The following is a 22066-nucleotide window of genomic DNA, read 5'->3' on the forward strand; positions in this document are numbered from 1 at the left end:
TATAGCATAGATATACAACTAGACCCACACCGGAGGACCTCGGAAAGGACGTTGATCAACAAATGAGTCAGAAACGAATTTTATTTACAGGTGGAGGTACAGCAGGGCACGTGATCGTTAACCTTGCCCTCATTCCAGAATTCCAGAAACAAGGCTATACTATCGATTATATCGGTTCATATGAAGGCATCGAGCGGAAACTGATCGAACCTTTAGAAGGGGTCACTTACCATGGCATCTCTACAGGGAAGTTGAGAAGATATATGTCGAAGGAAAACTTCAAAGATCCTTTTAAAGTATTAAAGGGTTTGGCACAATCCCTTCGTATTATTCAGAAAAGAAAGCCACAGGTCATTTTTTCAAAAGGCGGGTTCGTATCCGTTCCAGTGGTTATGGCTGCAAGGTTGAAAAAGGTACCGACGGTTATTCATGAGTCGGACTACACGCCGGGGCTTGCTAATAAGTTGTCCTTCCCGTTTGCGAAGAAAATTTTGGCGACTTTCCCGGAGACGATGACCCACCTTCCGGAAGAAAAAGGACAATATATTGGAGCGGTTGTACGTGAAGAGTTGTTTGAAGGAGATCGCTCCAAGGGGTTGGCGCTATGTGAATTTCATAAACAAAAACCTGTCGTCATGGTTATGGGGGGAAGTACAGGATCAAAAGTAATCAATGATGCCATTCGCGGTCAATTGGATGAACTTCTTCAAGAAGTTCAGATCGTTCACATATGCGGGCACGGTCACAAAGATGCGTCCATCGATAAACGGGGCTACGCGCAATTCGAATATGTACAGGATGAACTGAAAGATTTATTTGCTGCAACAGACTACATCGTTTCAAGAGCAGGATCCAATGCCATCTTCGAATTTTTAGCCTTAAAGAAACCGATGCTGCTCATTCCATTGTCCCGTAAAGCGAGTCGCGGAGATCAGATTTTGAATGCGGATTCTTTTGTCAAACAGGGATATGCCCTTAAACGGGAAGAAGAAGGACTTTCAGGTGAAACTTTACTCCATGACCTCCTTAAGCTCATGGAAGATCGCGATCAGATTCTGCAATCCATGGAAAGTTATCAAAGTGAACAAACAAAGGAAAAAGTCATCGACATTATACAAAGTCACGAAAAAAGCAAGTGAGGCACTCACGAAATTAGTGGGTGGACAGCATTACAATCATGGGAAAAGGGATGTAAACCAATCTTCTCATTTTTCCATATTTATGAAAAAGTGTGTTCCCACCCTTTTAAGTCATTTGGATATAGGGAATAGAACTATGAACAAATCCATTTGATAAGGGAGGATTCTGTACATCCCCCTTAGAAGAGGAGAGGCTGAATGATGAAGGCATCCATTGAAGCCAATATCAGACATCCCAGAGACCTTAGAGATGTCCGGAGGAAATACTCCCCATCCCTGGCCAAATATTTTGGAAATGACCAGCTGCTAGTGGACGCTTCCATTACTGAAGCGGTGTGGAATGCATGGTCGCATGGACATGGTGGAAAATCGGATTATCCTGTATTGTTAAAAGTTCATTTTCTGCATACACGAATCGTTGTCAGGGTTTATGATCATGGAGACGGGTTCGACTGGCGTCCATACCAGGTGAGCGGAGATGTAAAGCACTGGTTTCCAAGTGTGGAAGACCTTGATGAACGCGGGCGTGGAATTACATTAATGCTTAGAGTCATGGATATTTTGCGATATAATGAAAAGGGCAACGAGTGTTTGCTGATGAAAAAATATTTCAATCAGGGGTAGATTTCGTGAACACAAACATCTGTCGGTATTGTTACAAGAAAATTCGTGACCGCGACGAACTCGTCACGGCCTCCAACTGGTTCAGAATACGGCCCTATCACTACCGTTGTTTTGAACTTTTGGAACAAGATACAACGACTATTGCAGGGGCATGGACTCCTATCAACGGAAGAGTAGGGCTGATAACGGTCCTGCTTATGCTCGTTTTGTCTATTGTTCTTCTTTTCACTGATCTCTTAGGGGGGATCGGTGATTTAATAGGGGTTCTTGCTTTGTATCCCGTTCTATTACGCCTTCTTTCCTATTTCATTTTTGAAGTCCATCTTCCGAAATACGTGGAAAATAAAAAACGACCGTGAGCGTTCACAAACAGCCGTTTCAATCAGGTGCAGGCTTAGCCGTAAGCTGCCAGATGAATCGGCTGTTTTTTTGATTGTCCAGGAAATGAAAAATCCTCTTTCATGTTTGCGCTTCCACGCCGGTTGTGGTATCTTATTGTTTCGTTGCTTTGAATAACTACATGAAGAGCCAGTGCTTACACGTCATTCCATCACTCATGTTCTGAACAATACAGAACGACAATAAAGGAGGAATGGCTCAAATGACGAAACGTGATCCGGAATTTGAAAAAGAATTAGACCGGTTGTCATTTACAAAAGTTTATATGGATCGTTTGATTGCTTCCCAAGAATCCGGACAGGAAACTTTGAAACGACAGCAGGAGGACACTCTCGAAAACCTCAGTTTCAAAGACAGCAGTCTAAGATATCAGGAAATGCTTTCGCACGCCAACTTCATGAAAATGTCCAAAGAACAGCTCGAGAACCTCAAACATCTACGAAAGAAGCCGTATTTTGCCCGCATTGATTTTCATCAGAAAGAAAAGTCCGAACGAGAATTATTCTACATTGGAAAGACATCCCTTTTCGACCGGGAATCCCAGTATCCGATTATTCTGGATTGGCGCTCCCCCCTCGCCAATGTTTATTATGAAGGTCGTTTAGGTGATGTGAGTTACGAAGCCTTGGGAGAAAAATATGAAGGAGAGGTCTCTTTAAAGCGTCAGTATCAAATCGAGAATGGAGAACTCATAAACTACCGGGATATTGATTTAACAACGAAAGATGAACTGCTTCAGGAGTCATTAGCTCAAAACGCTGAAAACCGTTTGAGTGAAATCGTATCCACCATTCAGGAAGAACAAAATAAAATCATTCGTGCCGATTTGCGGAAGCCGATTATCGTTCAAGGGGCGGCCGGGAGTGGGAAAACCACGATTGCTCTTCATCGAATCTCATATTTCCTGTACACAATGAAAGACATCTTTCGTCCTGATGAGATGCTGATCCTTGCTCCGAACAAATTGTTCATTCAGTACATATCTGAAGTTCTGCCGGAACTCGGGGTGGACAAAGCAAGGCAAACGACTTTTTATGACTTTGTCCAGCAGGTGACAGGAATACACAGACCAATCATTTCTCAACATGAAGTACTCATGGAAGCATTAGAAAAAACGCAAGGTTCTAATGCTCTCAAAGGAGCAGAATTGAAAGGGTCAAAACGGTTCAAAAACCTGCTGGACCGTTATATGCAAAAGTGGAAGAAGACATATTGGGTGAAGGAAGATTTTTCGCTGTCAGGCTTTAAAATCAAAAGCGCAAAAGCCGTTAACCACCTCTTTTTTGAAGAATACAGCTATTTCCCTTACGAAATACGTGTCCAAAAAATTAAAGCCGTCCTACAAAGTGAACTAAGAAGAAAAAAGAAGCAGATCATGGACAAAATGGCGGCAAAATATGATGAAGCCCTCGATGACGCGTTGTACGGAATGAAAGATGCTGAAAAGCGGAAGATACGTGTGAGTTTCCTCATCACCCGGAAAGAAGAAAGGCTGGAGGAAGTGAAAAAAGCCTCCAGGACTGCGGTACAGCGCTATATGAAAAACTTTCCTAAAGCAGATCTCTGGAGCCTTTATGAAAAGTTGTTCACGAAAGACGTATTTTCCACTCTTCTGCCCGATGGAGACTTTTTGAGTTGGGAACCCATGAGGCTGGATACGAAAAAGATGCATGAACGTGGAAAGATTTATGCAGAAGATCTCGCTCCACTTTTATATATGAAAACATTCCTCACAGGGCTGGAGCCTGATGATCGAGCTAAAAAAGTCGTCATCGATGAAGCGCAGGATTACAGTTTCATGGAAATCTACAGTTTAAGAAAAGCGTTTCATACAGATTTATTTACAATTGTCGGCGACTTGGCCCAGGGGATCTATCAATATCGTGGTTTGAAGAACTGGCAAGTCCTTCAACATGACATTTTCCCATCTGCCAATTATCTGGCCTTGCAGAAAACATACCGGACGACGATTGAAATTATGAACTTAGCAAACCTTCTTCTGGACGAAATGCCTGAAGAAGTTCCAAAAGCCGATCCTGTCGTCCGTCATGGAGAAAAACCTGCGTTTATTTATGGTGAAAAAAACTGGAGGAGACAGCTGAACCATTTGCTGGAGGATCTGGTGAAAGAGGGAATGAACCGTTTTGCATTTGTCACCAAAACAAAACGCGAAGCTATTCACCTCTCACATGAGTTTCCTTCCTTCAGGCTGATGGAAGAGAGTGAAGACATACTTGGAGATCGAGTAATTTTACCTGCCTACCTCGCCAAAGGGTTGGAATTTGATGTCGTTCTTCTGTATTGTAAGGACCGCCCTTATGAGAGGGAGGCGCTTGATGTAAAATTGCTCTATGTGGCCATGACGAGACCTTTGCATCGGTTATATATGATAGGTAATCAACCGGAGGATTTCCTTCTTACCGATAAAGAAGACAGCTGGCACTATTATACGGAAAGAAACAAAGAATAGTTGAAATAACAAGCTCGATGGAGAATACGGAAATTTTCCATCGAGCTTTTTTCTTTATTCTGTGACACCATACCGAAGGAGTTTGAAGGAGACATCAAATTCCACCTGAAGGTCGGAAATTTGTGCTCTCCAGTTTTCTTTTGTGACTCGGTTAGTTCTATTCTCTGAATTATACTTTGCTCCAAATCCGACCGGGTCGACCTGATGTTCGATTAATATAGTTAACGCTTCCTGAAGCCGTTCTTCAATTTTTACCTCAATTTGCTTCTCTAATGCATCTACCGCCTCTTTGCTTTTCAGGTCGATTTCCTGGGTGATTTCAAGTAGTCGGCCGTCCATTTCCAAACGGAGGGTTTGTTTTGTTGGATTTCCTTTTTCAGGGTGGATCTTCCGTTTTGTTTTTAATTCGTGCACCGATACGTGTAATGGACCTTCGCCTGGGGAATCAATGCTCTCTTTCTTATGATACTTTTTTAAAGCATCGTCTTTTAACTGAATTTGGAATTGTCCATGCTTGATATCCTGTTTCATCAGCATGATATAGAAGGTGCTCTCATTGGAAGTTGTATGAGTAAATCGGTCGTCTTGAAATAGACTGATTCCATTGATCACTGCCTTATCCTCCTCCAGTGTTAAGGAAGGGAGGATAGGGTCTTTGCCGACATCATAATAATCATGGAGGAACATTGTCAAAGCGGCATCAGGGATGGTTTCATCCTTGATGCTTTTTTTAATCAGCTCCTGAATGTAATTTCCTGTATTCGGACGGTCTTCATCATTTTTTGATGCGAGTAGTTCTTCAGTAGGAACTTCACTTGTAGCTAAATATCCCATATCTGAGACCGCTGCATCTCTTTGGAGAGTGTCCATATATTTCATCATTCCTCGTTCAGCCAGCTTGTTTTCGAATATTTCCAGACGTACCTGGCCGGAGACGAGTTGGTGACTGGTCAATCTGCTAGTAGAGAAGCGTATCCCTTTCGATGTATCAGCCTCTCCTGTCACAACTTGTGAAGTACTTGTTTCAGCCGGATCGAACTGGTACATGACAAGGGTGCCCCGTATGCGCTGATCCTCGGTCAAATCATACCCTACAGCTGTAATGATACCCAAAGTTTCGATGTACGACTTAGGAAGACAGCCTGTTAATAAGCAAAGGACGATCACTAAGGATGGCCACTTCATGAAGTTCCCCCCTTTTTCATACGTTTTTTAATGAGAACCATCAAGTATAGGATCAATGGATAGACGAAGACAATCCAAAATCCTATTTTCCCTGTCCAGTTCGTCAATTCGTTCAGGAAGACTCTTTTTTCAGCAAATACAGAAAGGAGAAACAATAGAAAGGCCATCCCATATAAGGTGGGCTTCTTAGGGAAGTCGAACATTCGTTTCAAAGAATGGACCACCATCCAACCGAAGAGGACGATATTCGGGATGACGACCATCATCCATAAGGCAACAGCTATATAATCAAATCTCTCCAACACTGAAAAACTGATGATCTTAAACAAAGACAAAGTTGCCCATACCGTTGCCTGCAATTGATCAGGGCTGAAATAACCGATGGAAACGACCGTTACCAAAAGGATTAGACATGTCGTGAAGAACACACCGGCATGGATGGGGAAGGAGACTCTTTTTTTATCCTGGATAAACGGATAAACAAACAGGAGAATTTCCAGTCCAAGAACTGAAAACGTGACTTGCTGTGCGCCTCGTAGTAAATCATCCATCGGAGTCATGAGAACGGGCGTGAAGTGCCCCCAGTCCATCAGGGAGATCGGCTTATAAATCATGAATACCAGCCAGATGGTCAGAAAGAAGAAAACGACACTTGTACCAACTACCACGCGGAATCCTCCTGAAATGCTATAAACCATCAAGGAAAGCAGGAAGAGAGCCATCAGCCAAATCGGCATTTCCGGGAACACGAAGACTTGAACGACCTCGATATAGTTTTTTAAGACCGTTAATAACAGGAGGAAAATGTACAGCACATAGATCGTACCGAGCAATTTTCCCACCCACATACCGAATAGGTCGCATTGAATTCCTAAAATATCCGTGTTTTCATAAGCTCTTAAGAGTTGAAGCATGACAAAGACGATGATGTGTAAGTAGAGTCCTGCAATTAAAACGGAGATCCATGCATCTACACCAGCTTCAAAGAATAAGATTCTCGGAACCCCCATTAATCCAGCCCCGATTTGAGAGGTATGAACGATAAAGAAAAGATAGAACGCCTGCACAGTATGGTCTGGACGGAAGGGAATATTAATTTTCATGACCCTTCTCCATCCTTGTGTTCAGACGCTTTTGACTTGTTGAACCTGGTCTTGTCTTTTGTCATCAGACCTTTAGAACGATCGGCATTCTTTTGAAAGGGCACTCTGAAGAAGGATTCATTGAAATCCGCCCATTGCAATGGGTAGAAAGGAGCCAGGTAGGGACGTCCCAGGGATTTCTGTTTCAACAGATGGATGACCAAAAACGAAAGGGCAAAAACGATTCCGATGATCCCCCATGCCCCAGCGAGAAGAATCATCGGGAAGCGGATAATTCTGATGGCTGATCCCATAAGATAACTTGGAGCCGTAAAGGAAGCCAAAGCACTGAGTGCAATAATGATAATCAGAATATTACTTGTAAAACCTGCTTCAACGGCAGCCTGTCCAAGGACAATACCTCCAACAATACCCATCGTCTGACCGACTTTTGTAGGAAGACGAGCCCCTGCTTCCCTGAGGAGTTCGATCAATATTTCTAATAATAGTGCTTCTAGAACAGGGGGAAAGGGTACGGTCGATCTCGACTGTCCAAGAGATACAAGCAGTGTACTTGGAATGATTTCATAGTGGAACGTAAGGGCTGCCACATACATGGGCGTAAGGATGATGGACAAAGCCATGGAAACCAGCCTCAACAATCTGATGAAGGTTCCCATGTTCCAACGCATATATAAATCTTCGGTAGACTCGAAAAAACTGAAAAGGTTCATAGGGCCGATTAACATGGTAGGGCTCTTATCAACCATAACGCCTACACGGCCTTTAGATATCGCATTGCAGAAACGATCGGGAAGTTCTGTGAAAATTAACTGAGGAAAAACGGTGCTAGAGGAGTCTTCGATCAGTTGTCCAAGGACACTCGTATCCTCCACTTCTGCGATTTCCAAATCACTAATTCTCTGTCTCATTGTGTCAACATTTTCTGTATTGGCAAGAGACTTTAAATAGACGATCCTTACTTCCGACTGAATCCGTTCTCCGACAATCAATTTCTCCATGACAAGATCAGAAGTATCAAGCCTCCAGCGTACAACATTCAGATTGGTGATGAGTGACTCGGTGAATGAAACCTGCGGTCCAAAGACGAGAGACTCTGTCTCTGCACGGTTTAATGAACGGTGCTCCTGTTTAGGGATGGCAAAGAGTACGGCTTTTGCTTCTCCTTCAATATAAATGCTCACACTGCCCTGAATCATCTGCTTAACGATCGCTTCGAGTTCAGATTCCTGGTTTGTGGATGTCATGGGGATTTTATTCAGCAGCTCCTCGTTTGACCATGTACGCGTGGAGTGAGTGATGGCTTCAAGTATTTCATCTTCCAGCTGAGCTTTATTCACTTGGTATTGGATGAACTGGACGATGATGTTCCGTCCTTTGTGGACGAATACTTTTTGGACAAGGTCCGGGCTGTCATTTAGTAGAACCTTCGTAGATGCTATATACTCCTCTTCTTTCAATGGGAGTAATAGAGACATAAGCGAACCTCCTTTCCAGTAACCATAGGTAGAATTAGTATGTGGAAAATAGGAGACATTATGAAGGAGGTTTGAATTGTTGGAAGAAAAAGAATGATGGAGGCTTGTCCGTGTTAAAAACTGATCCATTGGAGGCGGAGGTCCTATGAATTTGCAGCTGATCGAAGTATATATCCCCGATCAACATTTCAAGTCCATTGATGAAAAGTTAATAGAGTATGACCACCGTTCCTATTGGGTATCCAGTGAATCAGAGGAACGGATGCTCGTTCGCATTCTTGTCGATAAAAGCGAAGTGGAAAATATCCTGAATTATTTAGAGGAAGTTTCGAACGTGATCGAAGGATTTGAGACGATGCTGATTCCTGTTCAAACCTATCTTTCAAAGGATACCATCCACGAAGAATCCAAGGAGGAAAAACAAAAGGAAGAGGAAGAAGAGAAATCAAGGTTGCTGCGTGCAAGTCGACATGAATTGATGAACGCGGCCGAAAAAAACAGCCACATTACAATGAATTACACATTGCTCATTTTATTGTCCGCCATCGTGGCGACGGTCGGAATTATCAAGGACAGCGAAGCGGTGGTCATTGGAGCTATGGTCATTGCTCCGATGATCGGTCCGGTGATCTCTGTTGCATTTTCCGCCATTCTTGGGGATTATAAACGTCTTGGAAAATCAGCGCTTACCTCACTTTATGGAATAGCCATCGTATTGGTTATCTCCATCGCTTTTGGTTATTTTACTGATGTGGGCATGGAAAATGTCCAGTACCTCGATCGGACGATGGTCACCATGATTGATATACCATTAGGCATAGCTTCTGGGGCTGCAGGAGCTCTCGCGTTTTTGAACAGGCTTTCGGGAAACTTAGTAGGGGTGATGGTGGCTGTAGCTTTACTTCCGCCTTCTGTAGCTATGGGGATGTCTATTGGCGATGGATCTATGGCGGCAGCATACGGAGCGTTCTTATTAGTTACGGTAAACATCATGTCCATTTTATTGGCGGCGGTCTCCATCTTTTCCATCAGTGGTATCCGACCTGTTCGATGGGAAGAAGTTCAAAAGGCGAATGTATCCCGTCCGCTTTCCATCGTGTTTGTTATCTTCATTGTTTTGGTTCTTGCTTTTGTTATTTTGGAAGGTCAGGATCTTATTTAGTCATATTAATGGCACCTATGCTCCATTTGGAATAGTTTCCTGTTTCGCAAACTGGTATGGAGGCATTTTTTTAAGAAATTAGAGTAAAAAAATAGTTGATTTAAAATTCAGATAAATATATAATATATAATCATTGATACAAAAGGAGGTCACGATCATGAAAAAAGAACGTCAGCAAACCACAGACAACTTCATATGGATCGTGACTGGGAGACATTCGTTCCGTTGACTTTATAACAACAGGAGCGTTGACAGAAGGGTCACGTATGATCGTGCCTTTTTTTATGTATGGAAGCATACGTCAAAGGACGTATGCTTTTTTGTGTTTTTATTAGGAATCGGTGATTCACCGGTTTTTATAAATCAAAATTCTAGGAGGATTTATGATGATTCACTACAAAGATCAGAAACATTGGCAGGATGAATGGAAAGAGAGTGGCTAGCGATTTCGGCAGAGAGGATGAGGAATGATGTTTAGTGTGTTGTTTAAATTGCGTTGGTTTTTCAGGTTGTATTGGAAACGTTATACCCTGGCTATCGTAGCTTTAATTGTTGTTAGTATGGTTGATTTAATACCACCGAAGCTCGTAGGTGCAGCGATTGACCACATTCAATTTGACACGATGACGACCAATAAATTAATGGAGTTGTTGTTGTTATATGGAGTCATCATCGTGGCCAGTTACAGTATTTCCTATCTATGGGACTACACCCTTTTCGGTGGAGCGATGATGATGGAAAAAAAGATGAGATCACGATTGATGAATCATTTTCTCCGGATGACCCCGACATTTTTTGGGAAAAATCGGACAGGAGATCTCATGGCCAGAGCCACGAACGATTTGAAAGCATTGACGATGACGGCGGGGTTTGGCATCTTAACGCTCGTGGACTCGACTGTGTTCATGATGCTGATCATCGGGGTTATGGGATTTACCATTAGCTGGCCTTTAACATTTGCTGCGCTTATTCCCCTCCCTGTCATGGCAGTGGTCATGAACCGATATGGGAAAGTGATTCACAAGCGTTTTACAGAAGCTCAGGAATCGTTTGGAGAGATGAACAATCAAGTTCTTGAATCCGTTCGAGGTGTCCGCGTAATTCGTGCTTTTGTTCAGGAAAAAAATGATGAACGTTCCTTTCACAACCGGACCACAGAGGTCTTCGATAAAAACCTGGAAGTGGCGAAGATCGATGCTTTGTTCGAGCCGACGATCAAGATTCTGGTCGGATTGTCTTATACGATCGGATTAGGCTACGGTGCAAACCTTGTCTTTCAAAATCATATCACGCTCGGAGAAATGGTCTCCTTTAATGTTTACTTAGGAATGCTAATCTGGCCGATGTTTGCAGTTGGTGAGCTGATCAACGTGCTTCAGCGGGGGAATGCATCACTCGACCGGGTACAGTCTACCCTTGACTATGAACCGGATGTGAAGGACCCTGAACACCCGATCCGAATCGATAATCCGCATCAAATAGTGTTCAAGGATTATTCCTTTCAATATCCAGAGGCTGTGAATCAAAGCTTAAAAAATATCCAATTGACGGTGAAAAAAGGGGAAACCGTGGGGATTGTTGGCAAAACAGGGGCAGGAAAAACGACGTTATTCCGTCAGCTCCTTCGGGAGTATCCGGGTGGTTCAGGGAAACTGGAAGTGAACGGTGTGGATCTCGAAAAACTTGGCATGGATCAAACGAGAGGGTGGATTGGTTATGTCCCTCAGGATCAAGTGCTCTTTTCAAAAACCATACGGGAGAACATCCAGTTCGGTAAACCAGGGGCTACAGATACGGAGATTGGCCGGGTATTGGAACTCGCTCATATTTCATCTGATATCCAGCACCTTCCTGATGGTCTGGATACAAAAGTAGGCGAAAGCGGCGTAACGCTTTCGGGAGGCCAAAAGCAGAGGGTTTCCATTGCCAGAGCATTCATCATGGACCCTGAAATTCTCTTGCTGGATGATGCTATGTCAGCCGTGGACGGGAAAACGGAAGCTGCAATCCTCAGTCATCTACGCAAAGAGCGATTAGGGAAAACGACTTTCATTGCTGCCCACCGGTTGTCCGCAGTTACCCATGCGGACCATATTCTTGTCCTTGAGAATGGAAAATTGCTTGAACACGGGACTCATGAGGAGCTGGTCCACAGTGGTGGGTGGTATCAACAGCAGTATGAACATCAACAGCTGGAGGACAGGGAGGTGGAACAATGAGGAGTTCTACAGAAAAGCAGTTGTTTCATTATGCCTGGATGTTCCGTAAACAAATCTTTCTCGGCCTTGTTTGTTTGATCGTAGCTGTAGCTCTTGAGCTTACAGGACCATTCATTGCGAAGAGATTGATCGATCAGCACATCATTGGAATAGAGAGTGATTGGTATCAGGTTCAAGAAAGTGTAGAGGGCGCTGTCACTTATGATGGCAGCAGTTATGTACGAGCCGACCGCTATGAAGGGGCGGCGGATATCCTCCATACACGGACAATGATTCAAGCCGGACGCAATTATTATCTGACAGATGAAAAAGTCCCTATCACAGGAGCGCGACAGTGGGAAGATGGAGTCCTGACCATAAAATCGGCTAATGACACGTTCTCAGTAAGTGCCGAGAAGTTGAATGTTGAGTCGTTGTATCGATTTTTCCAACCGGAAATGAAAGCTATTTACTGGCTTCTCGGTCTATACGTGCTGTTATTGGTCATTGCTTCCATCTTTCAATTCTCACATACCTACTTGCTTCAGAAATCATCGAACAGAATTATAAGGAAAATGAGAGATGATCTATTTGAACATATTCAGAAGCTGCCGATACAGTTTTTTGTCGATCAGCCGGCAGGAAAGGTAGTCGCCCGTATAACGAATGATACAGAGTCCATTCGTGAACTTTATGTGAAAGTCCTCGCTACTTTCGTGACCAGTTTCTTTTATATGGCTGGAATCTACCTCGCTTTATTATTATTAGACTGGCGCCTTGCCTTATGGAGTCTGTTATTGATTCCTATCCTGTTTGTATGGATGAAAGTGTTTAAAGGGTATGCAGGCAGATATAATCAAGTTGTTCGGACGACCGTTAGTGATATGAACGGAAATATTAATGAAGCGATCCAGGGAATGTCCATCATTCAATCCTTTCGACAGGAATCACAGACATCCAGGGATTTTGAAAGATTGAATGAGCGTCATTTCATCTATCAGCGTAAATTGATTAAACTTAGTGCTTTGACCTCCTTCAATCTCGTGAATGTGTTGAGGAATTTGGCGTTTGTTGCATTCATTTTGTATTTTGGAGGCGGTTCTATAAGTCCTGAAGGGGTAGTAACTGCTGGGGTCTTATATGCTTTCGTTGACTACTTAAACAGGCTATTTCAACCAGTTACGGACCTCGTCAACCAATTGCCACAATTGGAGGAAGCACGTGTAGCTGCCGGGCGCGTCTTTGATATTCTGCAAGAAAAGGGAGAAGATGTGGAAGTTCAACCGATTGAAAAATATCGGGGGGACATCGAGTTTGCTCAAGTCACTTTTGCTTATGAAAAAGGAAATACAGTGCTCGGAAATTTATCGTTCAGGGTGAAGACGGGAGAAACAGCCGCATTCGTCGGTCATACAGGTTCCGGGAAGAGCTCAATCATGAATCTGTTGTTCCGATTTTATGAACCCCAGGAAGGGACGATAAAAATCAATGGAATACCTACGAATCAATGGTCCCGCCAGCAAGTGAGAAGCCATATGGGAATTGTCCTGCAGGATCCTTTTATATTCAGTGGAACGATTTTGTCGAATGTAACGATGAATGATGAACGTATTTCCCGGGAAATGGCGGTCAGAGCTTTGAAGGCTGTCGGAGCAGATCAGTTTATTAAGAAATTTCCCGAGAAATATGATCATCTCGTGGAGGAAAAAGGAGCAAGCCTGTCTATGGGCGAGAGGCAGTTAATTTCTTTTGCCCGTGCGCTGGCGTTTGACCCTGCCATTTTGATTTTAGATGAAGCAACAGCGAATATCGATACCGAAACCGAACAGTTGATTCAAAATGCCCTCGAAGTTTTGAAACAGGGAAGAACTACTTTAGTGATCGCCCATCGCCTGTCGACCATTCAGCAAGCCGATCAAATTTTCGTATTGAATCATGGTACAATTAGAGAACAGGGAAACCATGATCAATTGATCCAAATGAAAGGGGAGTACTACCGCATGTACCGCATGCAGCAGGGAGCTGCAGGTATAACGGCGGTTTAAGTGCCTCCTCATTCTGCTGATATGGAGGCAGGGTTGATGCGTGAATATGAAAAGGATAGAAAAGATATTATTGATGAAGACCTTTATGAAGAAATCGATGATGAGGAATTGTATGAACTCGTTCAGGAAGAGAAAAGAAAAGCTTATGAACGGGAAAGGTCAGAAGAGAAAGCCCGAAAGGAAAGACGACCGTTTCCGAAATGGCTGTTTTGGCTCATCGCCTTAATGATGGTGTTTAATATCGTCGCTGTACTGCCGAATACTTTTTCCATACCAGCTATCGATTTCCTTATGACGTCCGCTAAACTCTCTACCAATGAAACGGTAAAGGAGTATAAGGAGTCGGTTGTCGTTGTGGAGGCTGGTCAAAGCAGAGGGACCGGATTTGCTTATACAGAAGACGGGTATATCCTTACGAACCACCACGTAATCGAAGGTGAAAAAAGAATTTCAGTCGGTTTTCCAGAGGATGGTTTATTTGATGCGCAAGTAGTAGCGTCATTTCCTGAAGTTGATCTTGCCATACTTGATGTAGATGGTAAAGGGCTCCCTCATCTGGAATTAGCTGATGACACGACATTCGATTCAGGGGAACATGTTTACTTTATCGGAAACCCTCTCAAGTTTACTGGAATAGCCAATCAGGGGAACGTCATCGGTTATAAGCAGCTCGATGATTGGAATGAGGAGGTTCTCATGTTGGATGCTCCAATTTACAGAGGGAATTCCGGGAGCCCTGTCATCAATGAACAAGGGCAGGTAATTGGAGTTGTTTTTGCCACCCTGCATGATGATAAAGAAGGTCGTGTAGGTCTTGCAGTACCGATTGATTATTATCATGAGTTAATCAAAGAAGGGAGCCTTTCATAGGTTCTCTTCTTTTTTTCGGAGGTATTTATACCTACAAATGCAAGGCTTTCAGACTTTATCTTTTTTTGTAGAAATAAGAAGAGTCTTAGGGCTTATTTTTTGAAATGGTTATTTAATAAAATGTAACCCCTTTGAAGTAGACCAATGGGGTCTTGTTCAGTAAAATGGTCATGGTCACGGACAATACCTTTTTACCTGACCCTAAAACTGCATACTTCAGAAATATTGGTTGATACGATTTTGTAACACAATTGAAATAATCTTAAAAAAGACACCCAAAAAACGATAGCCCAAACCGAAATCATTAATAGGCTGGAGGTGATAAAGGTTGATCAAACGTCTTTTTCAAAAAGCGGATCCCTCCCTGGATGAGCAAGTTTCTTCAGCCAAGCAGGGGGACGATGTTGCAAGGAATGAAATGCTGAAACAGTATCAACCTTTTATCGCCAAAAGTGTTTCTGAAGTTTGTAAGAGATATATAGACCCTAAGAAAGATGATGAGTTCAGTATCGGCTTGCTTGCTTTCAATGAAGCGATTCAATCTTACTCATCAGATAAAGGAAGTTCATTTCTTTCTTTTGCAAGGCTTGTGATCAAGCGTAAGGTGATCGATTACATTCGTAATGAACAAAAACGGGTGCACGTCACTTCGCTTGATGAGGATTTCCAGGATGAAGAACAAATGGAAAACCCTCTGGAGATTTCAGCTGCCAAAGAAAAGTACCAATTGGAGACAGAAGCTTGGCACCGTAAAGAAGAAATCTTGGAGTTTCAAGCCCAATTGAAAAAATATAAACTTTCATTTGATGAGTTAATTGGTGCGTCACCAAAGCATAGAGACGCGCGGGAATCCGCCGTCCAGGTAGCGAGACTTGTGTATGAGGATGAATCCCTGTGTTCGCAAGTTCTCGATAAAGGCCGACTTCCGATTAAAGAATTGGTTCATCGTGTCGATGTTAGTAAGAAAACATTGGAGCGAAACCGCAAATTCATCATTGCCTTAGTTCTCATCCTTAACGGGGATTATGTATATCTCAAGGATTATTTGAAAGGGGTGGGTATGTGAAAAAAGGTATTGTCATGGAGCAGCAGAGTGAATACATGATCGTTATGACCAGCGATGGTAAATTTCATAAAGCTGAAAAAGTTGACGATGCAGATATCGGGATGGAAATTCGATTCAAAATCATTGAGGATCATAAAGTCCTGCATCGTTGGACTCAGGTGCTGCATAATCATTATTCGAGAGCAGCTATTGTTGCCCTTGTGTTCCTGCTGGCGTTATTTCCTGCTTTCTTTCTCTATGGAAACAATCAGGCTTATGCTTATATGAACATAGATATCAATCCAAGTGTGGAACTTGAGTTGAATGATAAAATGCAGGTCATCGATCTGAATCCTCAAAACGAGGAAGCGGAAGATATCATTTCGTCCTTTGAAGATTGGAAAAAGCAAGACGCGTCCGAAGTTACCTTTCAATTGATCGAGTTGAGTCAACAAAAAGGTTACGTCAATGAATCCAATCAAGTACTGATTGGGATCAGTTATTTAAAGGAAGAAGCGGATGCTGAATATACAGATGAGATCGAACAGTTTCTGAAAGAAAAGTCCACAAATATGACGATTGCAACCTTCCTGGTACCCGAAGAGCTAAGAAAAAAAGCTATTAAACAAAAGGCTTCTGTCAATGAGATGGTGGCGGATAAAATCAATGAAACGGATTCCGAAGATGGGATGAGTTCAGAAAATCCTGTACCCGTTGAAGAAGATGATCGAGAAATTATTCAATCCTTTTATAAAAAAGATTCATCGGATGAAGGGCAGGAGGCCCCGGTCGATCCTGATTTGAAACCTATTGAGCCGGCAAATCGTGACTTGGAAATCGAGAAACAATCGACGATAGAGACGGACGTTGAACAAGCGGATCCGTTAGGAAAAGCGAAGACGGGTCCACCTGAAAGTGAGGAAAAATCTTCTTTTCACTTAGAAAAACATGGAGAGAAGAAATATAACGAAAAAAAGAACATAACGAATAACAACAAAAAAGATAAAATCCATAAGAAAGAATCCTACAGGGATCAGAAATACCATAAATCGAAAAAAGAGGATAAAGCTAAAGCACGGTCTTCTTCAAAACATCATAGGAAGAAAGGTGACCAGCCTAAAGGGAAAGGTCACCACTACAAAAAGCAACCTTCTTCCGGCAAGCAAAACTCATCTCATGGAAAGCACTCCTGAATATTCAGGAGTGCTTTTTTGTTGAAGGCAGCGACAGGATAGAGGTATCGTGTAGAAAAGGAGGAGTCATGATGAGTGAGTCTTATATAGGTGTCAAAAACGGGAAACTGTCCGATTGTCCAAGATCTCCGAACTGCGTCAGTACTCAAACAGACCAGGAAGATAAGCGGATGTCTCCACTACCCTTCTCGACAGACCTCGAGACGACAAAATCTGTGGTGAAGGAGATTATCGGTCAGATGGAGAGGACAAAAGTGGAAACCGAAACCGTAAATTATATTCACGCGCTCGTTGAAACAAAATGGATGAAATTTAAAGACGATGTAGAATTTTATTTTGATGAAGATGGGAAGGTTGTTCATTTTCGTTCGGCTTCCAGAATGGGGTATTCCGATTTTGGGGTTAATAAGAAGAGAATGACAGAGTTCAAGGAGCATTATGAGACGATGAGGAGAGGATCACGTGACATTTGATTATCAGATAGCTGTCATCGGGGGCGGATCAGGTGGACTGACAGTAGCCGCTGGTGCCGCGAGCTTTGGTGCGAAAACAGCGCTTATTGAGCGGAAATCCGACCTTGGGGGGGATTGCCTTCACTACGGGTGCATGCCCTCCAAAGCTTTGATTCAGGCAGCTAAAGAGGTGAAAGAAGCTTCAGATTACACAAAATTCACAGATGAAGATTACTCTAAGTGGTTTTCTTCTGCTATGGAGCGGGTGGAAGAGGCATTACAAGATGTTCAGGCGCACGATTCAAAAGATCGTTTCATTGAACTTGGCATCGATCTTTACGAGGTAGAAGGAAAATTCCTTGATGAACATACATTGCAAGTGGGCGAGCAAACGATTACAGCTAAGCGTTTCGTTATCGCGACAGGATCATCCCCATGGATTCCGCCTATAGCAGGAATGGAACAAGTGGATTACCTGACGAACGAATCCATTTTTTCATTGAAAGAAAAACCTTCGTCTATGGTGGTGATTGGTGGAGGAGTCATTGGGGCAGAACTTTCCCAGGCTATGAGCCGTTTGGGAGTGGAAGTGACCATGATCGAAGGCGGCCCTCAAATCCTATCCAAAGAGGACGAGGAGATAGGCGCCCTTTCTCAGCAACTGTTATCTGAGGAGCTTCATATCCTGACCAATTCCAAAGCTGAATCCGTGGTAAGGGAAGGGGGACGTGTCCGGGTACACTATACAAAAGATGGCATCCAGAACAGCCTTCTCACAGATGCGATCCTAGTAGCTGCTGGAAGGAAACCGAACATAGGTAGTCTCGATTTGGACAAGGCGGGAGTCAAGACTGAAAATGGCTCCATTAGCGTCGATGTCACATTGAGAACCAACAAAAGCCATATTTATGCTGTCGGGGACTGTAATGGGTCGATGCCGTTCACTCATGTGGCAGGAATGGAAGGTAAAATCGCTGTGTCCAATGCTGTGTTAGGGCTTTCCAGGAAAGTTTCCTATGAAAAAGTTCCCTGGGTGGTCTATACATCACCTGAGGTCTATCATCTCGGCTTGACGGAATCACAAGCAATGGAAGAATATGGGGAGGACCTGTTGACCTTCAAAACAAAATTGAGCGATAATGATCGTTTTATGGCAGAGCGTAAGAGAGACGGACTTGTGAAAGTTATGACAACCAACCGAGGTAAAATTGTAGGGGCGCATGCGATTGGCGAAGGAGCGGGAGAATGGATGCAGGAAGTCGGTACGATTCAGGCGCTCAATAAGAAATTCCAAAGCCTTTCGAGTGTCGTCCACCCGTATCCTGCCAAAAATAATGTAGTCACTCAAACCGCAGACCTCTATTGGAGGGAGAAGTTATTCGGCAGTAAGTGGAATGATCTTATTCGCTGGTATGTGAAGAAGTGGAGATGAAACTTACAGAAAGATGGTAAAAGAGCGTAGAGACAATCCTCTACGCTCTTTTCATTTGCCATTATTTTTTGTCTTGATGGAGACGTTCTTCCTGGTTTCCCATCAAGCCGTAAAAAAACATATGGGTGATTTCTTCACTCAATTCAGCGAGGGAATGATCTGTGAAATCTTCCTGTGACTGCATGGCCTGATAATACATTTCTATATAAAACATGATGGAGCGCAGGGAAATATCGGGGTGGACGTACCCTTGCGATTTCCCCTGTTTCACAAGTTCTGTAAGTAAAGGGAGCGTTTCTTCATCGGTGATTTTCTGAATCAATTGTTGTAATTCGGGGTTTCCATGAATGACGGTTTGAAGAAAACTTGGATCCATATGGAGGATGTTTTCTTTTTTATCCTGTATCACGAATTGAATTTTGTCTTTGAAGTTCATATCGTCATCCTGTACCACTTTACGGAAGCGTTCCAATCGGCCGTAAATGAACATTTTTATTGTTTCGAATAGAAGCTCGTCTTTGCCGCCAAAATAATTGTAGATGGTGACCTGGGAAACTTGAGCTTTTTTAGCAATTTCCTGGATGCTGACTTTATGCACCCCGTATTCTGAGAACAGTTTCAGGGAGGCGTTCAAAATATTTTGTTTTTTTCGTTGTTTTCTTCTTTCAAAACCATTCATAGGCTACACCTCTTCTTAACCTATCATACACGAGGATATGAACCGATTCAATTCATACATTTCATTTCTGTTAGTATCATCCTGAAGATTATATTTGTAAGGATCCTATCCCATTCCCCCAATCTTTTTTAGAGCATGCTTGAGTAGACTTCGTTCATAGCTCCATATGAACGAATAACCTATTTCGGATGGTAGGTCTTGTGTTTTAACTAGACAAAAAGGAGCTAGGTTAAGTACGATTAAAAGGGTTCGAAGATCATATGAGGAGGAAGATAAGATGTCAAAGCTTGATCTGACTCAATACGAAAAGAAAATGATCGTGAGAAATATGCAGGAAAAAGATATTGAACAGCTATTCAAATTGCAGAAGGTGTGTTTTCCTAATATGGACCCATGGAAGCGGGAGCACTTGGAAAGTCACTTGAAGCATTTTCCGGAAGGACAGGTCGTTGTTGAATTTGACGGCAAAATCATTGGCAGCTGCTCCAGTTTAATGATCAATTTTGATGAATACGACGATAAACACACATGGGACGATATTACAGATGAAGGATACATAACCAACCATGACCCGGACGGATACAATTTATATGGAATAGAAGTAATGGTTCACCCTGAATACAGAGGAATGAAGATTGGAAGGCGGTTGTATGAAGCAAGGAAAGAGCTTGCTCGTGAGCTGAATTTAAAAAGTATCATCATCGGAGGGCGGATTCCGAACTATCATAAATACGAATCAGAACTGTCGCCGCGGGAATATGTGGAGGAGGTCAGAAATCAGAACATTTATGATCCGGTTCTTACTTTTCAAATCATGAATGGCTTCTCTGTGATGCGGATTAACCCGGATTACCTTCCGGACGATGAACAATCTATGAAGTATGCCACGTTGATGGAGTGGAACAACATCGACTACCGCGCCCGAACAAAGCGGTACTTTAAAACGAGTCATCCTGTAAGGATCATGGTCATCCAATACATGATGAAGAATATAGATTCTTTCGAAGAATTTGCGAAGCAGTGTGAGTATTATGTAGATGTTGCTGCGGATTACGGGGCCGATTTCGCCGTATTTCCTGAAATTTTCACCACTCAACTCATGTCATTTTTAGAAGAAAAAGTGCCGTCTAAGGCTGTACGGAAATTGAGTGAATATACGGAGGAATATATCGAATGGTTTACTTATCTATCCGTTAAATACAATGTGAATATTATTGGTGGATCCCATTTTGTGGAAGAGGAAGATCAGATCTATAACATTTCTTACTTATTCAGAAGGGATGGTACGATCGAAAAGCAATATAAAATCCATGTTACGCCGAATGAGCGGACGTGGTGGGGAATCCAGCCTGGGGACGCTGTCAAGGTTTTTGATACAGATTGTGGTAAAATCGCCATTCAAATCTGTTATGATATCCAGTTTCCAGAACTCGCCCGATATGCGGTTGATCAGGGGGCGAATATCATTTTTGTTCCGTTTTGTACTGATGATCGGCAGGGATATTTGCGTGTACGTTATTGTGCTCAGGCGCGTGCAGTTGAAAACCAAGTCTATACGGTCATTGCAGGAACTGTTGGGAATTTGACGCAAGTGGAAAATATGGACATCCAGTATGCCCAATCCGGCATTTTCACGCCTTCCGATTTTGAATTCGCGCGGGATGGAATTATCGGGGAGTGCAATCCGAATGTTGAAACCGTAGTGGTAGGCGATGTTGATTTGGAAATACTGAGAAGGCAGCGGAAGTCAGGTACTGTACGTCAACTCAGGGACAGACGGCGGGATTTATTTGACCTGCATTTTAAATTAGAAACAGAAGATAAGCCGGAAAGAACGTAAGGAGGAATGAAAGTGTTGGACAAACAAGTAGCGATCATTACTGGAGCTTCAAGAGGAATCGGTAAGGAAATTGCTTTTCAATTAGCTGAAAAAGGAGCTCATTTATCCATCATAGGCAGTTCAGAAGAAATTTTCCATACGAAAGAAGAACTGAAAAAACAGGGCTATGAACACGTACTGGCTTATACGGCTGACGTTAGTGAAGAAAATGAGATGGACCAGGTGGTTGAATCAACGAAGAAGGCGTATGGTAAGGTGGATATCCTTGTCAATAATGCTGGAATCGGCGACTTTAAAGCGATTGAAGAGGTGACGGTAGAAGAATGGCGCCGTACATATGACATTAATGTCCAAGGTGTATTTCTTGCTACAAAAGCTGTTCTCCCGATTATGAAAGCCCAACAGTTTGGAACCATCATTACTGTAGCGTCAGACGTATCCCGTTATACCATACCTGATGGAGGCGCGTTGTATACGTCAACGAAATATGCTGTCCAGGGTTTCATGGGATCACTCGCTCAGGAAGTAAGAAAAGACGGCATTCGAGCAGGTACGATCAATCCGGGGATGGTGGATACAAACTTTGCGAATGGGACACAGGGAGATCCGGAAAAATCAGACTGGCTGAAAGTCCATGATATTGCCGAAGCGGTGGTATATATGGCTCTTGCCCCTAAACATATGGTCATTGATGAAATGCATCTTCATCCGCTTGTACAAGAATACCCACGAATGTAATGGGGAACAAAAGA

At 42.9% G+C, this 22066-nt stretch carries 18 protein-coding genes; 14 read left to right on the forward strand and 4 right to left on the reverse strand.

Features of this window, described 5'->3' with window-relative positions:
• Positions 1 to 62 precede the first annotated feature (62 nt).
• The 4 genes from ACXADE_RS05095 (at position 63) to helD (ending at position 4632) form a co-directional block, all read left to right on the forward strand.
• A complete protein-coding gene (locus ACXADE_RS05095) occupies positions 63 to 1139 on the forward strand; it encodes an undecaprenyldiphospho-muramoylpentapeptide beta-N-acetylglucosaminyltransferase (RefSeq protein ID WP_474979411.1) in 1077 nt (358 codons plus the stop codon).
• A 201-nt stretch (positions 1140 to 1340) separates the two neighbouring features.
• The gene (locus ACXADE_RS05100; RefSeq protein WP_474979412.1) at positions 1341 to 1763 is read left to right on the forward strand and encodes an ATP-binding protein; all 423 of its coding nucleotides are present in this window, start codon (positions 1341 to 1343) and stop codon (positions 1761 to 1763) included.
• Positions 1764 to 1768: 5 nt separating this feature from the next.
• The gene (locus ACXADE_RS05105) at positions 1769 to 2122 is read left to right on the forward strand and encodes a hypothetical protein (protein ID WP_474979413.1); all 354 of its coding nucleotides are present in this window, start codon (positions 1769 to 1771) and stop codon (positions 2120 to 2122) included.
• Between the two features lie 242 nt (positions 2123 to 2364).
• Positions 2365 to 4632 carry an RNA polymerase recycling motor HelD gene (helD, locus tag ACXADE_RS05110; RefSeq protein WP_474979414.1) on the forward strand — a complete coding sequence of 756 codons (2268 nt, stop codon included), beginning with the start codon at positions 2365 to 2367 and terminating at the stop codon, positions 4630 to 4632.
• Between the two features lie 54 nt (positions 4633 to 4686).
• On the opposite strand, the gene ACXADE_RS05115 is transcribed toward helD, so the two are convergent.
• From ACXADE_RS05115 to ACXADE_RS05125, 3 genes are read right to left on the reverse strand one after another with little or no spacing between them, the layout of a single operon-like run.
• A complete protein-coding gene (locus ACXADE_RS05115; protein WP_474979415.1) occupies positions 4687 to 5817 on the reverse strand; it encodes a Ger(x)C family spore germination protein in 1131 nt (376 codons plus the stop codon).
• Positions 5814 to 6920 (reverse strand): GerAB/ArcD/ProY family transporter, encoded by a 1107-nt coding sequence (locus ACXADE_RS05120; RefSeq protein ID WP_474979416.1) that lies wholly within the window; start codon positions 6918 to 6920, stop codon positions 5814 to 5816. Before ACXADE_RS05120 ends, ACXADE_RS05115 begins: the two co-directional genes overlap by 4 nt.
• On the reverse strand, positions 6917 to 8398 hold the full coding sequence (locus tag ACXADE_RS05125; protein ID WP_474979417.1) for a spore germination protein: 1482 nt from the start codon (positions 8396 to 8398) through the stop codon (positions 6917 to 6919). Before ACXADE_RS05125 ends, ACXADE_RS05120 begins: the two co-directional genes overlap by 4 nt.
• Before the next feature lie 145 nt (positions 8399 to 8543).
• On the opposite strand from ACXADE_RS05125, the gene ACXADE_RS05130 reads away from it, so the two are divergent.
• The 8 genes from ACXADE_RS05130 (at position 8544) to ACXADE_RS05165 (ending at position 18795) form a co-directional block, all read left to right on the forward strand.
• Positions 8544 to 9560 (forward strand): TIGR00341 family protein, encoded by a 1017-nt coding sequence (locus ACXADE_RS05130; protein WP_474979418.1) that lies wholly within the window; start codon positions 8544 to 8546, stop codon positions 9558 to 9560.
• 470 nt (positions 9561 to 10030) lie between these two features.
• Positions 10031 to 11779: an ABC transporter ATP-binding protein gene (locus ACXADE_RS05135; RefSeq protein ID WP_474979419.1), complete on the forward strand. Its 1749-nt coding sequence runs from the start codon at positions 10031 to 10033 to the stop codon at positions 11777 to 11779.
• Positions 11776 to 13803, forward strand: coding sequence for an ABC transporter ATP-binding protein (locus ACXADE_RS05140; protein WP_474979420.1), 2028 nt, complete (start codon positions 11776 to 11778; stop codon positions 13801 to 13803). Before ACXADE_RS05135 ends, ACXADE_RS05140 begins: the two co-directional genes overlap by 4 nt.
• A gap of 36 nt (positions 13804 to 13839) precedes the next feature.
• Positions 13840 to 14673 (forward strand): S1C family serine protease, encoded by an 834-nt coding sequence (locus ACXADE_RS05145; RefSeq protein ID WP_474979421.1) that lies wholly within the window; start codon positions 13840 to 13842, stop codon positions 14671 to 14673.
• Between the two features lie 328 nt (positions 14674 to 15001).
• Entirely contained in the window at positions 15002 to 15739 is a 738-nt protein-coding gene (gene sigI, locus ACXADE_RS05150; protein ID WP_474979422.1) for an RNA polymerase sigma factor SigI, read from the forward strand.
• Complete coding sequence (locus ACXADE_RS05155; RefSeq protein ID WP_474979423.1) at positions 15736 to 16911, forward strand: anti-sigma factor domain-containing protein; 1176 nt, start codon at positions 15736 to 15738, stop codon at positions 16909 to 16911. The genes sigI and ACXADE_RS05155 overlap by 4 nt, the downstream gene beginning before the upstream one ends.
• A 71-nt stretch (positions 16912 to 16982) precedes the next feature.
• Positions 16983 to 17384, forward strand: a complete 402-nt coding sequence (locus tag ACXADE_RS05160) for a DUF1499 domain-containing protein (RefSeq protein ID WP_474979424.1) — start codon at positions 16983 to 16985, stop codon at positions 17382 to 17384.
• Entirely contained in the window at positions 17374 to 18795 is a 1422-nt protein-coding gene (locus ACXADE_RS05165) for a dihydrolipoyl dehydrogenase family protein (RefSeq protein ID WP_474979425.1), read from the forward strand. The genes ACXADE_RS05160 and ACXADE_RS05165 overlap by 11 nt, the downstream gene beginning before the upstream one ends.
• Before the next feature lie 61 nt (positions 18796 to 18856).
• Here the strand turns inward: ACXADE_RS05165 and ACXADE_RS05170 are convergent, their stop codons facing one another.
• Positions 18857 to 19474, reverse strand: a complete 618-nt coding sequence (locus ACXADE_RS05170; RefSeq protein WP_474979426.1) for a TetR/AcrR family transcriptional regulator — start codon at positions 19472 to 19474, stop codon at positions 18857 to 18859.
• Between the two features lie 277 nt (positions 19475 to 19751).
• On the opposite strand from ACXADE_RS05170, the gene ACXADE_RS05175 reads away from it, so the two are divergent.
• Complete coding sequence (locus ACXADE_RS05175; protein ID WP_474979427.1) at positions 19752 to 21314, forward strand: GNAT family N-acetyltransferase; 1563 nt, start codon at positions 19752 to 19754, stop codon at positions 21312 to 21314.
• A gap of 12 nt (positions 21315 to 21326) precedes the next feature.
• Positions 21327 to 22052 (forward strand): SDR family oxidoreductase, encoded by a 726-nt coding sequence (locus ACXADE_RS05180; RefSeq protein WP_474979428.1) that lies wholly within the window; start codon positions 21327 to 21329, stop codon positions 22050 to 22052.
• Positions 22053 to 22066: the final 14 nt, after the last annotated feature.

The sequence above is a fragment of the Halobacillus sp. ABR2_026 genome, assembly GCF_056158545.1.

What these genes read in the sequence shown, in the direction of transcription:
- ACXADE_RS05130 (WP_474979418.1), top strand. Translation starts at nt 8,544, where the DNA reads ATGAATTTGCAGCTGATCGAAGTATATATCCCCGATCAACATTTCAAG.
- ACXADE_RS05115 (WP_474979415.1), bottom strand. Translation starts at nt 5,817, where the DNA reads ATGAAGTGGCCATCCTTAGTGATCGTCCTTTGCTTATTAACAGGCTGT.
- helD (WP_474979414.1), top strand. Translation starts at nt 2,365, where the DNA reads ATGACGAAACGTGATCCGGAATTTGAAAAAGAATTAGACCGGTTGTCA.
- ACXADE_RS05140 (WP_474979420.1), top strand. Translation starts at nt 11,776, where the DNA reads ATGAGGAGTTCTACAGAAAAGCAGTTGTTTCATTATGCCTGGATGTTC.
- ACXADE_RS05100 (WP_474979412.1), top strand. Translation starts at nt 1,341, where the DNA reads ATGAAGGCATCCATTGAAGCCAATATCAGACATCCCAGAGACCTTAGA.
- ACXADE_RS05170 (WP_474979426.1), bottom strand. Translation starts at nt 19,474, where the DNA reads ATGAATGGTTTTGAAAGAAGAAAACAACGAAAAAAACAAAATATTTTG.
- ACXADE_RS05095 (WP_474979411.1), top strand. Translation starts at nt 63, where the DNA reads ATGAGTCAGAAACGAATTTTATTTACAGGTGGAGGTACAGCAGGGCAC.
- ACXADE_RS05160 (WP_474979424.1), top strand. Translation starts at nt 16,983, where the DNA reads ATGAGTGAGTCTTATATAGGTGTCAAAAACGGGAAACTGTCCGATTGT.
- ACXADE_RS05120 (WP_474979416.1), bottom strand. Translation starts at nt 6,920, where the DNA reads ATGAAAATTAATATTCCCTTCCGTCCAGACCATACTGTGCAGGCGTTC.
- ACXADE_RS05145 (WP_474979421.1), top strand. Translation starts at nt 13,840, where the DNA reads ATGCGTGAATATGAAAAGGATAGAAAAGATATTATTGATGAAGACCTT.
- ACXADE_RS05135 (WP_474979419.1), top strand. Translation starts at nt 10,031, where the DNA reads ATGTTTAGTGTGTTGTTTAAATTGCGTTGGTTTTTCAGGTTGTATTGG.
- ACXADE_RS05125 (WP_474979417.1), bottom strand. Translation starts at nt 8,398, where the DNA reads ATGTCTCTATTACTCCCATTGAAAGAAGAGGAGTATATAGCATCTACG.
- ACXADE_RS05175 (WP_474979427.1), top strand. Translation starts at nt 19,752, where the DNA reads ATGTCAAAGCTTGATCTGACTCAATACGAAAAGAAAATGATCGTGAGA.